General features: G+C 48.8%; 12 protein-coding genes. 1 reads left to right on the forward strand and 11 read right to left on the reverse strand.

What is annotated here, in order from left to right:
* Window positions 1-424 precede the first annotated feature (424 nt).
* On the forward strand, window positions 425-1,552 hold the full coding sequence (locus ABID13_RS19380) for a glycoside hydrolase family 88/105 protein (RefSeq protein WP_007861435.1): 1,128 nt from the start codon (window positions 425-427) through the stop codon (window positions 1,550-1,552).
* A 100-nt stretch (window positions 1,553-1,652) separates the two neighbouring features.
* On the opposite strand, the gene ABID13_RS19385 is transcribed toward ABID13_RS19380, so the two are convergent.
* From ABID13_RS19385 to ABID13_RS19435, 11 genes are all read right to left on the reverse strand, one after another.
* Complete coding sequence (locus ABID13_RS19385; RefSeq protein WP_048929658.1) at window positions 1,653-3,056, reverse strand: sugar transferase; 1,404 nt, start codon at window positions 3,054-3,056, stop codon at window positions 1,653-1,655.
* A gap of 42 nt (window positions 3,057-3,098) precedes the next feature.
* Window positions 3,099-4,838: a two-component system response regulator gene (locus ABID13_RS19390; RefSeq protein ID WP_048929657.1), complete on the reverse strand. Its 1,740-nt coding sequence runs from the start codon at window positions 4,836-4,838 to the stop codon at window positions 3,099-3,101.
* Between the two features lie 22 nt (window positions 4,839-4,860).
* The gene (locus tag ABID13_RS19395) at window positions 4,861-5,859 is read right to left on the reverse strand and encodes a radical SAM protein (protein WP_354021174.1); all 999 of its coding nucleotides are present in this window, start codon (window positions 5,857-5,859) and stop codon (window positions 4,861-4,863) included.
* A 40-nt stretch (window positions 5,860-5,899) separates the two neighbouring features.
* Complete coding sequence (locus tag ABID13_RS19400) at window positions 5,900-7,111, reverse strand: glycosyltransferase (RefSeq protein ID WP_048929656.1); 1,212 nt, start codon at window positions 7,109-7,111, stop codon at window positions 5,900-5,902.
* Entirely contained in the window at window positions 7,111-7,782 is a 672-nt protein-coding gene (locus tag ABID13_RS19405) for an acylneuraminate cytidylyltransferase family protein (RefSeq protein WP_045092709.1), read from the reverse strand. Before ABID13_RS19405 ends, ABID13_RS19400 begins: the two co-directional genes overlap by 1 nt.
* Window positions 7,783-7,800: 18 nt before the next feature.
* Window positions 7,801-8,841 (reverse strand): glycosyltransferase family 2 protein, encoded by a 1,041-nt coding sequence (locus ABID13_RS19410; RefSeq protein WP_007861460.1) that lies wholly within the window; start codon window positions 8,839-8,841, stop codon window positions 7,801-7,803.
* Window positions 8,838-9,737 (reverse strand): 6-hydroxymethylpterin diphosphokinase MptE-like protein, encoded by a 900-nt coding sequence (locus ABID13_RS19415; protein ID WP_007861462.1) that lies wholly within the window; start codon window positions 9,735-9,737, stop codon window positions 8,838-8,840. Before ABID13_RS19415 ends, ABID13_RS19410 begins: the two co-directional genes overlap by 4 nt.
* A 70-nt stretch (window positions 9,738-9,807) precedes the next feature.
* Window positions 9,808-11,517: a glycosyltransferase gene (locus ABID13_RS19420; protein ID WP_048929655.1), complete on the reverse strand. Its 1,710-nt coding sequence runs from the start codon at window positions 11,515-11,517 to the stop codon at window positions 9,808-9,810.
* Window positions 11,518-13,341, reverse strand: a complete 1,824-nt coding sequence (locus tag ABID13_RS19425; protein ID WP_045092708.1) for a diguanylate cyclase domain-containing protein — start codon at window positions 13,339-13,341, stop codon at window positions 11,518-11,520.
* Window positions 13,338-14,609, reverse strand: coding sequence for a hypothetical protein (locus ABID13_RS19430; RefSeq protein ID WP_048929654.1), 1,272 nt, complete (start codon window positions 14,607-14,609; stop codon window positions 13,338-13,340). The genes ABID13_RS19425 and ABID13_RS19430 overlap by 4 nt, the downstream gene beginning before the upstream one ends.
* The gene (locus tag ABID13_RS19435) at window positions 14,606-15,871 is read right to left on the reverse strand and encodes an O-antigen ligase family protein (protein ID WP_242849245.1); all 1,266 of its coding nucleotides are present in this window, start codon (window positions 15,869-15,871) and stop codon (window positions 14,606-14,608) included. The genes ABID13_RS19430 and ABID13_RS19435 overlap by 4 nt, the downstream gene beginning before the upstream one ends.
* Window positions 15,872-15,876: the final 5 nt, after the last annotated feature.

A 15,876-nucleotide genomic window follows, 5' to 3' on the forward strand; every position in this document is an offset into this window, starting at 1 on the left:
CTCCCTTCCATTCTTACTTTCCCTATTTGCAAACCTTTGCAAATAAACTTAAAATATTATGCATATCTGCTATTTGTAAGCTATTACAATTCGATTTTTTCAAGCAAATATGCATTTTATTTTCTTGTATTTTCATAGTAACACCATTTTTGTTCGATGTCAACCGTGCATTATGTATAGTATTTTCATATATTTTTGTGCATGATTTACATTTATCTTTGTGGTGTCTTTGTGGTAATATATTTCTAAAGCTATATATTCAATTTTTTATGGAATTTGTAGTAATAATCTTTTACAACTTGGGATATTTCCGATCATTAATAGGAATATTTACCATTGATATTATTGCAAACGTTTCCGCATCACATTATGATGTATTTGACTGAAGGCATATTACCGATAATTATAAAGGAGTATTTGAAAGATGGAAATTCTGGATTGTTATATTGATCAATTGCTTGCACAGAGTACACCGCAAGCTCCTGTATGGAATATTGAGAACATAAAAGAAGGAAGAAAACCCAATTGGAATTACATTGATGGATGTATGATAAATGCTGTCATTGAACTGTATTATATAACAAAGAAACAACAGTTTCTGGATTTTGCCGATGGATTTATTGATTACTTTGTTAAGGAAGACGGATCGATCCTATCTTATAACCCCAAGGAGTATAATCTTGATAATGTAAACGCGGGCAAAACACTCTTTGACCTTTACCATCTTACACACAGGGAAAAATACCGCCGGGCCATGGACACGGTCTACAGCCAGCTTCTTGGACAGCCGCGCACATCCACAGGCAACTTCTGGCACAAAAAAATATATCCCAACCAGATATGGCTGGACGGCCTCTATATGGCACAGCCCTTTTATATGCAGTATGAAACAGAATATAACAGCTGCAAAAACTGTATGGACTCTTATGAGCAGTTTTTAAATGTCTATCAGCTGATGCGTGATACCAGGAACGGCCTCTATTACCATGCATATGACGACTCCCGCCGGATGTTCTGGTGTGATAAGGTCACCGGGCTGTCTGATACGTTCTGGCTCAGAGCCATGGGCTGGTACGCCATGGCCCTGATCGACACCATGGAAGTCATGCCCGACTTCATGAAGGAAGAAAAGAAACGCATGAATTCAATCTACAGGGAACTGATCGATGCCATGCTGCCCTACCAGGATGAAAATTCCGGCATGTGGTACCAGGTAGTTAACCGGGGCGGTATTCTTCCTAATTATCTGGAGGAATCCGGCTCAGCTATTTTCTCGTATGCCATTATGAAAAGCGTCCGGCTGGGATATCTGCCTGATGAATATTACTGTTACGGTGAAAGGGCCTTCAATGGCATCTGCAAAACTTATCTTTCCGAAAAAGACGGAAAACTGCAGCTTGGGGGCATCTGTCTGGTGGCCGGTCTTGGAAACTCAGATATGCGTGAAGGGACCTTTGACTATTATATGCGCGAACCCGTGGTGGAAAATGATGCAAAAGGAATCGCGCCACTTATTCTTGCCTATATAGAAACCATGTTCCGGTCACGGTAATAACTTTGCCCCGGAATAGCCGCCCTCAGTCCGGTCCGTGTACCGGACTGTTTTCTGCCCGCTGTCATACCCCCTGTCATACCCATTGTCATACCCGCTGTCACACGCTCCCCTTTCGTTCCAGCATGACAAGGATCGTCCTGAAAATGATCTTCAGGTCCATTTCCAAATCCCACTGGTCAATATACCGGCTGTCCAGTTTTACCACCTGCTCAAAGTCCGTGATGTCGCTTCTTCCGCTGATCTGCCACAGGCCGGTGATTCCCGGCTTCATGGCCAGACGCTTTTTGTGGGCAAAGCTGTATGACTCATACTCGTCCACGGTGGGCGGCCTTGTCCCCACCAGGCTCATATCCCCTTTGAGCACATTAAAGAACTGGGGAAATTCATCCAGACTGGTTCTTCTGATAAACCGGCCAATGCCAGGAATGATCCTGGGATCGTCATCGATCTTAAACATATTTCCACGGATCTTGTTGCGGGCCATCAGGCTTTCCTTCTGCTGCTCCGCATCCATAACCATGGAACGGAATTTATATAACCTGAATTTGCGGCCATTTTTTCCCACCCTGATCTGGGAAAAAAGGATGGGACCCGGAGACTTCATGTATATAATGGGTCCGATCACAAGGCCCACCCCAAATGCCATCACCACCCCCATCAGACTCCCCACAATGTCCAGCATCCGTTTGCAAAACAATGATCTCGGGGGGATTTCCCGGTTATAGCAGGTTACCACATTTATATCGCAGATCTTTTCCAGGGTCTTCCTGGGTATGTCCTGAAGAAACTGTTCAATATAGACATGGACCACCATTCCAATGGACAGGAACTGATTGGCCAGTTCCGATTCCTGCTGTGGATCATCCGGTATGCTTAACAGGATCTCGTCCACAATATGGCCGGTTACATAATCGGTCACCTCACCCATGGAACAACTCACCGTAATCCCCTGTATCCTCTCCCCCTTCATATTCCGGTCAGTAACCGCTAGTCCCTGGATATGAAAGACTGAAAAATCCCTGGCAGACAAACGCCCGATCAAAACTTCTGCCTGCTGTTTTGTGGCGATCACCATGATCGTCCGGGCATATTTGATTTTCTGGTATTTCCTTTTCAGGAACCTTTTTATCAGCAGACGTTCCCCATATATAAACAGGATGCCGAGAACGAATATGGCAAAGAGGACCACTCTTGAGAAAAGCCCGCTTAACTGGAATGCAAACAGACATATGACCTCCACCGCAAAGGTTATGGTCATCTGACGGCTCACCGCGATCATTTCCTTCAGGTACCCTCTGTGAAGGATATTACTGTAGCCATCGGTCATAAATGCAACCGATAGGGTGATGACCACCAGCAGGATCCCCAGCTGGATGTAATACGTATACAGCACCCTGTTCAGTTTATCCTGGTTCAGGATCATCATCAGAAACTGGGCCATGCCCAAAGCCAGCATATCCCCAATAATAAAATCCAGATGCTTTGTCCTTGCGTTCTTCATGGTGTTCCTTCCCCCTGTGCTCTCACTTTTTTAACCCCCGGGTCATCCCCTAACCTCTTTTTTCCTGTAAATATATTTTGTCTCATACTCCTCCTGGGGCATGGGCCTGGCATAATAGAATCCCTGTACATAATTACAGCCTATTTTGTATAAGAACCGCTTCTGTTCCTGAGTCTCCACTCCCTCCATGACAACAGGCATCCCCAGGTTATTTGCCATCTGGATCACGGACTCCAGGATGATCTTCCCTTTCCCGGGAGATACGCCGCCAGACAAAAACTGCATGTCGATTTTCAGTACATCCACCTCAATGTCCTTGAGCATGTTCAGGGAAGAATAACCGCTTCCAAAATCGTCCATGAGCAATATGAATCCTGCCTGGTGCAGTCTCCGGACCGCTTCCTGTATCACTTCCGGGTCGGACACATAGGCGCTTTCCGTTATCTCCAGATTCAGCAGGCCGATAGGCACATCATACCTTCTGATCAGCTCCAGCAGAATGCATGACAGCTTGGGGTTATACAGACTGATCCTTGATATGTTCACCGTAATGGGGTGCAGGCTGATCCCGTCCTGAAGCCACTTATGTATGAGCCTGCACACATGCTCCCATACATAATAGTCCAGCCTGGAGATAAAACCGTTCCTTTCAAAAACAGGGATAAAATACTTTGGTGACAGCAGGCCCGTATCGGGATGCTTCCATCTCACCAATGCCTCCGCCCCAACATCCCTTTCATTGGTAATATCAAATTTGGGCTGGAAATAGACGACAAACTGCTCCTCATCCATGGCTGTCTGCATGCTGCTGACAATGGCTGCCTCCTCCGCCTCCCTGATCCCCTCGTCCATATCGTAGAATCCCAGATAGGAGGCAAACTTGTTTTTGCATTTTTTGCTTCCTATAAATGCCCGTATATACATCTCCTCCACTGCAAGATCAGGCTCCTCCACAATATACGCGCCCACCGTGGGTTCCAAGAGATAGTCCTCCTCAAATCCGGCCAGTTCCTCCTTTACCATCTGCACCTGCATGTTCAGCTTTTCACAGTCATATGGCTCGCATATGCAGAATGTGTCCGCGTTGATCCTTCCATAGGTACAGAACTCAAAGAACCCGGTTATGCCCTCTATGGTATCTGCCAGCAGCAGGAGAAGCTTATCTCCCCTTTTTTCGCCAAACACAGCATTATACAGCCGGAACCTATCTATATCAAAACGCAGAAATACAAACAAGATATCCATATGCCGGTCGATCATACGCCTTGTTTCCGCAAACATCTTTTCACGGTTATACAATCCTGTAAGCCGGTCCCGGTCCCTCATATAGCAAAACTCCTTGTGAAGTGATGTGCTGTATGGAGAAAACTCACTCCCAGGAGAGCTCCCGGGAGACAGGGGCATCCTGTGGGACAGGAGCGCATGGTCCAGCCTGTTTTTCAGCGTCTTAGGCCGGATGGGCCCGGTCACGTAATCCCACGCCCCGTGGTCCAGGGCTTTTAAACCGCGTTCTTCCCCGGAATCCTCCAGAATTACAATAACAGGGACGGAGGCGTAACCGGACTTACGGATATGGTCCAGAAAACCCACGGTCCTGCTCCCATGCATCAGGCTGCCCAGAAGTATGGCATCCACAGGACCTGCCCATGTGAGCTGCAGGATGGCGTCCTCCTCACTTTCAGCTTCTTTGATTTCATATGTGCCTTCAAGTATTTCTTTTACTTTCTCTCTCTGTACAGGTCGGCTGTCCACCATCATTATGGTTTTTCTATGTTCATCCATTGTCGCCCTCCTGCCGCTATTTTCATAATATAAAAGAATTTTCATCCAGGGAATACCGTCCCCCCTTAAGAAACTTGTGCTTTATAACCCACCAGGCCGGTACCCAGATATATCTGTGCATGGCGGGGGATGCGCTTCCGATCATCCAGCAGTTCCTTTGGCATTCCCTTGTGAGGCGCCTCACCTGCCTGGCCTGCTCTGAGTTCCACAGTTCCTCCCACTCCTGTTCCCTTAAGTTTCCCATGACCGCCTTTTGGCACATTCCGTTGCAGGGGATCACATCACAGAAAGGGTCGATAAAAAATGCGTTTCTGGACATGTCGCAGGTGAGCAGACGGGGGTTCCCGTATATGTAATTGATCAGCCCGTGATTAAAATACGCCCGGAACCATTTCTTGGGTGAACTGCTTTTTAACAGCTCACAGATCAGCTGTTCAAAATGTTCAGCCACTTTTTTCTTATCTTCTATGCGGTTATCGTTCTTCCTGAAATAAAAGGAATTGTGCAGTGCGGCTGTGGCAAACTCCATCCCCATCTGGTCCGACAGGCGGTAGAGGGGGACCAGGTCCTCACAGTTCATATCCTGGACCGTCATCCCAAATCCCACATCCGGATGCCCCATTCCAACCAGGGCGGTCAGGGTCCGGTAACCACGGTTGAATCCGTCCGGGATCCCACGGATCCGGTCATTGGTCTCCTGAAGGCCCTCGATGCTGATACGTATCCCCACCTTTGGAAATTCCCTGCACAGGTCAATGATACGGTCCGTGAAATAACCGTTGGTGGAGATCACGATACGGTCCGACTTTTTATAAAGCTCCCTTACGATATCCGGTATATCCCTGCGTATGAAGGGTTCCCCTCCGGTGATGTTGGTAAATGCCATCTCAGGCAGCTTCCCGACCACGTCCAGGGTAATCTCCTCCTCCGGCTTTGTGGGGTATTTAAAGCAATCACACATATTGCAGTGTGCATTGCAGCGGTATGTTACGATCACGGTTCCATACAGATTCCTTGCCATTTTTTCTCCTTGCTTTCCTGTTTGATCACAGTCCCGGCCATCACCCCTCCCGGCCTGCTCCATATAGTTCCAGCAGTTTGTTACAGTACGTCTCCACGGTGTCATATGGGATGTCCCTGCAGCGATCGGACCACTGTGCGCACAGCTGGGGCCGGTCCCACAGATACCTGATCTTCTCCTTCAGGTCTCCCAGGTCCCCGCTGGTAAACAGGGCGCCGTTCACTCCCTCCTGTATCAGCTCCGGGATTCCTCCGATTCTGGCCCCCAGGACCGGGGTCCTGAGCAGCTGGGATTCTATGACGGAAAAGGGACAGTTTTCATAATATTCCGAGGGATAGATACTGAACCGGGCTTCCCGGATCAGCCTGTTTAACCCTTCCCCCTTGACAAACCCCAGATTCTTTATGTTGGGGATGCCCCTGATCCTGTCCTCCAGTGGCCCCGCGCCCGCAAGGACAAAGGGGATATCCGGCAGTTCCCTGCAGGCCCTAAGAAGGGTCCCGATCCCCTTTTCCCTGGAATATCGTCCAAAGTACAGGATATAGTCCTTTTTTACGCCGGGGACCTCCTCCCCACGGACGGCAAAATTATGCATGGTGATGGTCCTGCCCCGAAACAGATCCACATGGTTCATCTTCTCTTCCATAAAATAACTGGGGCAGATGACCCGGTCAATGTATTGGTATACCTTCAGTTTTCTGTACACCATCCCTTCCGCAGCGCCCAACAGGCTCTTTGCCATGGACAGGTGGATGCACCGTTTTCTGACGCAGCTAACATAGTGACCATCCACGCACAGTTCGCAGTTCTGTCCGTCCCCCGGTGAATTCAGCATGTGGTTGGGGCAGATCAGCTGGTAATCATGGGCCGTGTACAGGACGGCCGCCCTTTTCCCCGATCTCCTTTCATGGTCTCTGATGCCATAGAGAATGGAAGGGGTCAGCTGGTAGTTGAAGTTATTGATATGGACCGCGTCCGGCTGGAAATCCTCCAGGACCCGCGTAAGCTTCTGCCTGGCTTCCCTGGAATACAGGACCCGCAGGGGGTAGGCCAGGCGGCCAAAGCCCCTGGTGTGGAAGTCCATGTTTGATGTGTACTGGTTGATACGGTTTCCAAGGGTGCGGCCCGGTTCATCCATCCCAAAATACTGGACATCATGGCCCATTTGCTCCAGGCAGTTCCCGATCTGGATGATGTAAGTCTCAGAACCTCCTTTTGGCATTAGGAACTTATTTATGATCAGAATTTTCATTAATCTATCTCCTCATAATGCCAATGGGTCCGGCCCACGTACTCGGCCATCACCAGGTCCTCCTCCGTGTTGATGTCAATGGCTTCAAACTTGTCCACAAAGAATATGCAGGGTTTCCTGCCGATACGGCAGCGGTACCGCTGGAGGGAGTTTTTTGAGATGCCGTATAGGCCCGTGGTTTCCTCAATGATCGGCTGCATATCCTGGCTCCTGGGCAGGATGCCCGGGCGGTAATTCACCGGATGGGTATCCAGCCAGTAAAACCCGTGGTTTTTTAATGCCGTAAAACAGGAGTCATAGGTTTCGCTGTCCACCAGCGCGTTGACGCAGCCTTTTATGGAGTCCGGCTGAAGGTACGGCGCGGTGGCAAACAGCTGGAAATAGTAATCATATTCCGGGTGGAGCTGCTGATGGTAAACTAACAGGTCGTTCCCATTGGCGGTATTCTGGGCAAGGGCTTCCAGGCGCTCGATCACCTGAAGCCCATGGTCCAGGGCATATTCAGTGATCTCAGGGCTGTTTGTGTCAATATAGATGGCGTCAAAACAGCATGCTTCCATGGCATGGCTGATGATATATTCATATAACTTTCTGCCGTTAAGGACCCGGAAGTTTTTGCCGGGAACACGTTCCGAATTGGCTTTAATGGGAATAAAACAGGCAGTTTTCATAAGACGGTTCCTCCTTTATCATACCTTGCTCCGAAATCCCAGGCTCCAGGCAATCTTTTTAACCACATGATACACCCGCATGAACAGAGGGCCGGAGGCGCTGATCAGCAGTACGCTGATCACATTGATCCATTTTTTCGGATATTGGTCCCTTGTAAACAGATACTGTTTTGCATGTTTTCTTACATCTTTGGAAATCTCCTTTACCTTTTGATGGCGGAACAATCCAAAGTGGGCCAGGCGGTTCAGGATATCGATGCAGGTTTCCACATGTTTGAAGGCAAATGCATGCAGCACCGCGGATGATTCCCTGCTGATACAGGTGTAAACAGCCTTTTCCGCTTCATACAGGATCAGGTAGTTGTCATTAAATGCATTGACATGGTACATCTGCCTGCAAAGGGAATTGGGGTTCTCGGCATACATGTACACCAGCCTGGGATCCACACAGATACGGGTGCACTGCTTCAGATATTCCGTCACAAAGACCAGGTCCTCCCCATGGGTATAGCCGGCAGGGAACCTGATGTGGCTTTCCTCCATCCTCTCCCTTACAAAAATCTTATTCCATAACACGCCGCGAAAGGCCGGGTTCCTGAACACCTGGATAAACGCCGCATCCCGCCCCATGGTCTCAGGCGCTTCAAAGCGTTTTTCATACTTCACGCCATTCTTTTCATTGATATATCCGAACACGGCCAGGTCCGCTTTGTTGGATGATATGGTATCATACATGGTTTTTAATGCATGGTCCAAAAGTTGGTCATCCGCGTCCATAAAGATAATATATCTTCCCTGTGCCAGGTCCAGTCCGGTATTCCTGGCCCATGACACGCCCTTTCTCCCCTGGCTTACCAGCCGGATCCGGCCGTCCCCAAAGCTGCCGGCCACAAGGCAGGAGTCATCGGCGGACCCGTCATCCACCACAATGACCTCCAGGTCCTCAAATCCCTGGTCTAAGACGGAGCCAATACAGCGCTTTATGTATGCCTGGGCATTATACATGGGAATAATAATGGAAATCTGTTTCGTCATCTGTTTCATCATTTGTATTGTCATATCACCTGTTCCAATCTGACCCTTGGGAACACCTCCAGCTCACCGCCCCTGGTGGCATTGAATATCCCAACTCCCCTGCTGCCCGCTGCCGCCAGTGCGCTTTTATAAGCCGCTTCCGCCATCTCTTGATCATAGACGGCAAGGACGATCTTCCTCTTTTGCTCCACGGTCTCATAGATGTCCTTGTATCTTGGGTCAAAATGTGACCGGACCGCGGCATCATATGTGATCCTCCTGTTTTTATCAATGGTATGTGGAAAGTGGTGGTCCATTCCCAGAAGATAGATCCTGGTAAACCCCATATACACTGCCAGCTGGATGCTGGAGTAGGTGACCGTGGTCCCGTCAGCCACTTGCCTTTCGCAGTCAAATGAAAAAGGAAGCCCCTCCTTCCTCCACAGGGCCGCCCGGTTATCCATCAGGTATGGATTGGAATCCGGAAACCGGGTCCCGGTCTTTTTCATGGAGTTATAGCCGATAAAGCAGCTGCAGGGATCCACCCCGGCCTTCCCTCCTGTGATATTCATTTGTTCCGCCTTCAGCATGTCCTTGTCCTGGCAGACATAAAAGGTGGGCCGCCACAGGGTCCTGCCATACATGAGGTAAATGCGGTTGGCCCCAAAGGTGTATTCCTGTTTCAGCAGATCCAGGTCCTCGGGTCTTAAGCTGGGCCCGTTTCCTATGATAAAACACCGTTTTCCCTCATATCTTCCCCTGAATGCCCTGATCCTGTCTCCATAGGCGGTCTGCCCATATGACCGTTTCATAATGCGGAATGAGATTTCCCCCATTCCCGCCACGGCCCGCCTGCGAAACGCTGATAAGATATCAGAGCGTACCACAGCGGCTTTAATCCGCGCCTTGATGTTCCCCTCCTTCATTGCCCGTTCCTTCATCTTCCCTCCCCCGCCGCATCCTCCGGCATCTGTCCTGCAGCCAATTCCTGTCTGAATATTTTGCAACTGTTTAATACCAGTTCACATCCACGATCACGATCTCCGGTTTGTTATTGATCCTGGGTATCTTATGGCTCTCTCCCAGCCCCCTGCTGACAATGACCACGGATCCATTTACTTCGTGCTGCCCTTCTGTGAACGGGGGGAAAAATCCCTGTTCCGTTGCGTATACCCCGCCTATATAAGGCAGACGGACGATTCCTCCATGGGTGTGGCCGCATAACGCCAGGTCAACTGGCATGTCCTCCAGTTCCCCCATAAAATACTCGGGATAGTGGACCAGAAGCAGCTTAAAGTCCTCACTCCGGACATATTCATCCATAAACTTCTTTCCCCCATACTCCACATAGTTGTAGGGTTCATTGATCAGGCCGCCTATACAGATCTCATTGCCATTTACCTGAATCATCTCTGCATGGTTAAAGAGCATATGGACACCGGTCTTTTCTATATCATCCCTGATACCGGTCTTCCGGTGGGCGTAATCCACCAGCTCGTGGTTTCCCATCACATAGTAGACATCAGTGATCTCCACCAGCTGCCTGCACAGGTCCAGGACCACATGGTAATCGTCATTGTGCTCCATGTTCATATCCCCCGTGACCGCAATGATATCCGGCGACAGGGCGTTCACCCTTTCAACAAGATCCCGGTTCTTTTCCCCGAATTCCTTCAGGTGCAGGTCTGAAAGCTGGACGATACGGAACCCCTCCTTGACCTTTTCCGACTTTACATGGTAAAAGGAAAGTTCCAGCGTGTTCTGGTCCGCCTGTATTTTCTGCCAGGCGGCAAACAGGAGAAGCGCAGACAGGAGAACGGCCAGCAGCCATTTAATGACGCGGCGGAGTTTCCCCATAAGCCCCTTTTTCAGCACAAATCCGGGGTTCACAAAAAACAGCCTGACCGCGTACACCATACTCTCCGGGTACCGGTGGGCCTGCTTCCATAATCTCCAGCATATCTCATTCAGCATGTTGGTACGGGCCGCTTTGTTTTTCTTAAAATCCTTTTTGTACTTCCGGTAAACTTTCTGGTATCCCCGGATCCCCTTCATGGGATGGGAGGTGATCCTCTCCCCCTTATGGATCCTCATATTAAACAGGGGGACATCCACCCCTGCCCCCTTGTACCTTTTCAGGATCCGCAGCCACATTTCATAGTCCTGCCTGGCTGGGAGGGCCACGTCAAACATTCCGCAGTCATCCAGCGCCGACCTTCTTACAACCGCCTGGGAAGTGGTTCCCACGGTGTCATTTTCCAGCATCCCGTCAAAATCCACGGTTTCTTTAAAGGTCCCCTCCCGGTGGTATAAACGCCTGTGTTCCATGTCACCGTCTTCAAATACATAGCCCTGGCAGAACACCAGTCCCACCTGCGGATCTTCAAAACAGGGGATCTGCATTTCCAGCTTTTTCGGTTCCCAGAGATCATCATCATCCAAAAACGCAATAAACTCACCGCTGCCGGCCTGGATCCCGGTATTTCTCGCAACCTGGGCCCCGGAATTATCAGGCAGCTTTATATACCGGACCTGGGGGTATGCCTTCAGCCCTTCCTCAATCTGCAGGGACCTTTCTCCCTTTCCCCCATTGTCATCCACCACAATGATCTCCATCCGGGCGTATGTCTGGGCCAGCACACTGTCCAGGGCCTCCTTCAGCATGGAGAATTCCCGTTTATACGTGGTGATTATTACACTGACTAAACCTGTCTCCATCATCTAACCTATCTTTTCCCCTTCCATTTCATATGCTTTTGAAATGAGTTTATTGATCTGATAAATCCCCGTCTTTTTTGAGTCCGCGATCCGGGCTTTCATCTCTATCATGACCCCGGGATTCCCCTCGTTGAACTGCTTAATGGATTCGCTTAATAAACTCAGCATGAACTCCGCTTTTTCACCGGTACAATTGTCAAGAAGGCACAAAAACTGGTTTGCCCCATTATAGCCGATAAAGCCGTATTCCCTTGATAATGCCTTCAATGTATCTCCAATTTCTTCCAATATTTTATCTCCGGCAGCATATCCGATGGCGCGGTTCACCTCTCTCAGGTTGTCAATGGAAAGCACCACACAGGTAAATGTCCCCAGCGCCCCTCTTTTCTTAATGCTCTCGATCCGCTCATCACAGCTTAAACGGCTTGGGAGTTTGGTCTTTCGGTCCACGTACAGGGTGTATTCCACAATATCCCCGATCCGCCCAATGACGATCGCCCCGCAGCACCCGATCCCGAAGAACAGCACAAAAGCCATCGCCATATAGATCTTCAGGTTCAGCTGGGAAAATGCATCCACGCTGTTCTGCATTGCAATGTTCTTGCTGACCAAATAGCCGTTATACTCCCGGCCGGTCTGGGCCACGATCTCATGGAGGGAATTCAGCTTTTCGGCCAGACGGTTGATCCCCTCCATCAGCTCCTCATCGCTTATGCCCTCATTTATGCGCTCACTTTCGGAAGCCGCCCCGCTGTCCTCTGCCTGAAAACACGACAGGATATACTGCTTTTCCTCGATCTGCTGCTCCAGGCTGAATATCTCTTTGTTATAATCCACATACCGTGAGATCAGGGTATCATAGGTATTCTCACTGTATAGGATATTTCCCTCCTGGTCCTTTCTCTCATAAATGTCCTGAAGGATGATGGAATTGGCAGTCTCCGCATCCTTTGTATCCGTACTGTACTCCTGGGCTTCCAGGATCTTTGGGTTGTACTGGGCAATGGTGAGGAGAAGTTCGGCAGACTGGGCCTTCATTTTTTCCAGCTGGATCTGAAGGCTTTCAATCTCTGCATTGTTCTTTTCAATGAGAACCGCCCTGTCCCTTGTTTTCTGTCCCGACAGCACGTTCACATACAGCCGGTCCAGGCTCACTGCCTCCAGCAGCTGGTAGGACGTGATCAGATCATAAAAGCTGTATCCTGTCCTGGAGGAACGGAAGCCGGCCTGGTTGCTGTCCAGATACTCCAGTATCTCACCTATGGACTGCTTCATGATCTCAATGATCTCAATATAATCGTAATTGTCATTGCCTATATTCACCACATTGTTTGGTATGACCGCCCTTGCAACATACTTTTCGCTGTAAAAATCGAAATAACTGCTGAGCACGGTGTTCAGCATATTTTTTGCAAAGTCCTCGGAGTAATCGCTTTCCACGGAAAAGGTAATATAATAGTCTGTGGGATACTCCTCATACTCCTCCCCCTCTTTTAGGATCGCCTCCTTCCGTTTCTGCTCCTCATCTGAGACAATGGGCTCCACCTTTATCCTGCTCCTGACAAAATCCACACTGACATTGCTTTCCAGCTTTTCAATTGCATCCGCAACCACATTGGGGGAGTATATTTCACTGACATCAATGTCGGCTCCCGATGGGGTTTTTCCGCTTTTAGCATCCAAATTTGTGTAGGAAATAATTGCGTAAGCAGTGTACACCTGCTGCCGGCTGAAGTAGCTGTAAAAAACCACGCCTCCTATGACCGTACATAAAGCGATCAGGTATTTCCAGCTGCTTACATACCGGACAATCTGGAAATCTTTCACTTCCCATCCTCCCTTGCATTGCGCTTTTTCTCATTGTGCATTACAGCCATTGCCGCCATTGTTGTAAACGCAGCCCCTATGATAACGGCCCTTACAAAACCCATTCTGGTAAGAGGGCCGACCTCGTTATCCTTTACCGTGACATAGTCCTTGTTTTTGTACCTGGAATATTCCATGTCGATCTGTACGGCCTGCCGGGAAATATCCCTTAATTCCAGATCAATGGCCTGGATCATCCCTTCCGCCTTTGTAAGGTCATCCGCCTGGTTTACGGATACGCTGATATGGTCAATGATGGATTGCCTGTTTTTAATATCCGATTGTTTCTTTTCCGCTATCTCCTCCGCATCCACTGCATATTCCGCCAGATGGTCGATGCCCGTCTTTGTCTTGGACATATAAAAATCCTGGTTTTTGTCCACGGAGGGCACCAGCACCACCCCTGTCATCTTCGGATCGTACCGGTCAATGCAGCTTTTATATAAACCGTATGTTTTGGTGTTAATGGAGTATATGTTTCGGTCCTTATAATTTTTGTAATCCAGCAGGTCCACATAGGCCTGCCTGTTTTTGTATACCCCCTTCTCTGTGACAAATGAACGGAAATTAGCAAGGTTGATCTGAAGGAGATTATCGATCCGGGCCCCGATATCCTGAAAGGTGATGCCGTCATCTGAGATAAAACTTTTATTCTCATCAATCCTGCCATTCACATAATTCTTCAGCTGGATCAGTTTTGTGTTGTAGTAGCTGGCGATCTGGCGGTACTCCAATCCCTCCAGGTCCGCCGGTTCATATTGGAGCACGGAGAGATTGTCCGTATAATTGGCATAAAAATATTCCAGGTAAGCATAGGCAACCATCTGAAGCATGGACCGGGCATCCACGGATGTTAAGTCCCCGTTGGCCGTATATGTGACCTTATACTGGGTAGCAATATAGTCCCGGCCGCTTTTTGCAGGCACCTGGATGGTTATATGCTCTCCCAGCTCTTCCGGGGTTATCTCCGTGACCCCGGCCAGGGTAAGGGCCCGCCTGAGCACCTCCTCCGACTTGATCTCATAGGCGTTAAACCGGGACCCGTTGGGATTCAGTCCCTTGGATGCCCTCTCATAATTGTAGGCAAACCAGATGGTTGAGACTTTAAAACTGCTCTCATAAAACTTACATCCCAGCACCAGCACGGTTGCCGCCATACACAGCATCAGTTTCCACTTGTACATTCGGATCGTATTCAGGAATACAAACATACTGCTTTTATTGATCATGTGCCGTCTCCCCCTTCTTTTGTCTTGCGGTGTTGGTCTGTGTATGCGATCACGGTGATATGCGCCATCATGTTGATGGAATAATAAAAAAATGTATTGTCAGTTATGTATGTGACAAAAGAATATACCACTGTCATCAGCATGAATGCAGAGGCGCGTGATCCGAATTTCTTTCTCACAGCCATGACCTTATACCAGGTATTGCTCCACAGCCAGTAAATAAATCCCCAGAATCCCAGTTCTATAAAATGGGTCATGATATCGTTGTGGGCCATGCCCGGAACATAGGGACCCACATTATATTGTTTGTAGTCGTATCTTATTTTGAAAATATACCGGATCCCATATCCCAAAAATGAGGGGGACATTTCATAGTACTCTTTAAAGAAATCGTATATGTACCCCCTGCTCATGGTATCGATCCCCAGGTGATCCATAAGCGGCTGATACCAGCCCTTTTTTATGAGGAACAGATACAGATAGGAAAATACAAACAACCCTGCCACCAGGACTGCCACCAGGGCTGTCTTCATTTTTTCAGACACAACATCATACAAAAGTCCCACTGCAATCGCTGTGAGGATTGCCAGCACATCGATCCTCTTCAGACCTGTGGAAAAGAAAAATGCTGCCGCCATCAGCTCCCCAATGTGCCACTGCCTGTTTTTGATGCAGTACAGATAATACATTACAAACACGCCCAGCCCCTGGGTCAGGTCATGCAGCTCCAGCTTTCTCATGATCGGGCCGGTATTCTTTGAAAATGTGGTGATCAGCATCACATATTCCGACAGGACATTTCCCGCCCCATAGGTCTTTATAAGATCCAATGCAATGATGACAATGGTGGCGCATGCGGCATAGAGCATATAAGAAACGGTCCTTTTTCCAAACATATAGTACCCCGCGCCGGCGCACAATATATTTAAAAGCAGGCATACGATATTGATGGTCCCCCTGGTGACAAAGGATGTCTCCTGGCACCGGATCAGCCATATGGCCATGGATATCAGTCCAATGCCCATGACCGGGACCATCATGACAACAGAGATGGAATATAGAAACCGGATCTTAGGCATATCCACCGTGACCATGATCCATAAAGCACCCATGCCTATGACCAGCACATCCGCCGCATAGCGTATTCCCACAGGCAGGACCGGCAATCCCCCCTTATATTCAGCTGTGGCATAAAACGCAGCTGTCATGATCAGGATAAATATCCCTGCCATGAATCTTTCGATCCCTCTACTTTTTTTCACATCCA

Source organism: Enterocloster citroniae, assembly GCF_040545455.1.
Lineage (GTDB): Bacteria > Bacillota > Clostridia > Lachnospirales > Lachnospiraceae > Enterocloster > Enterocloster citroniae.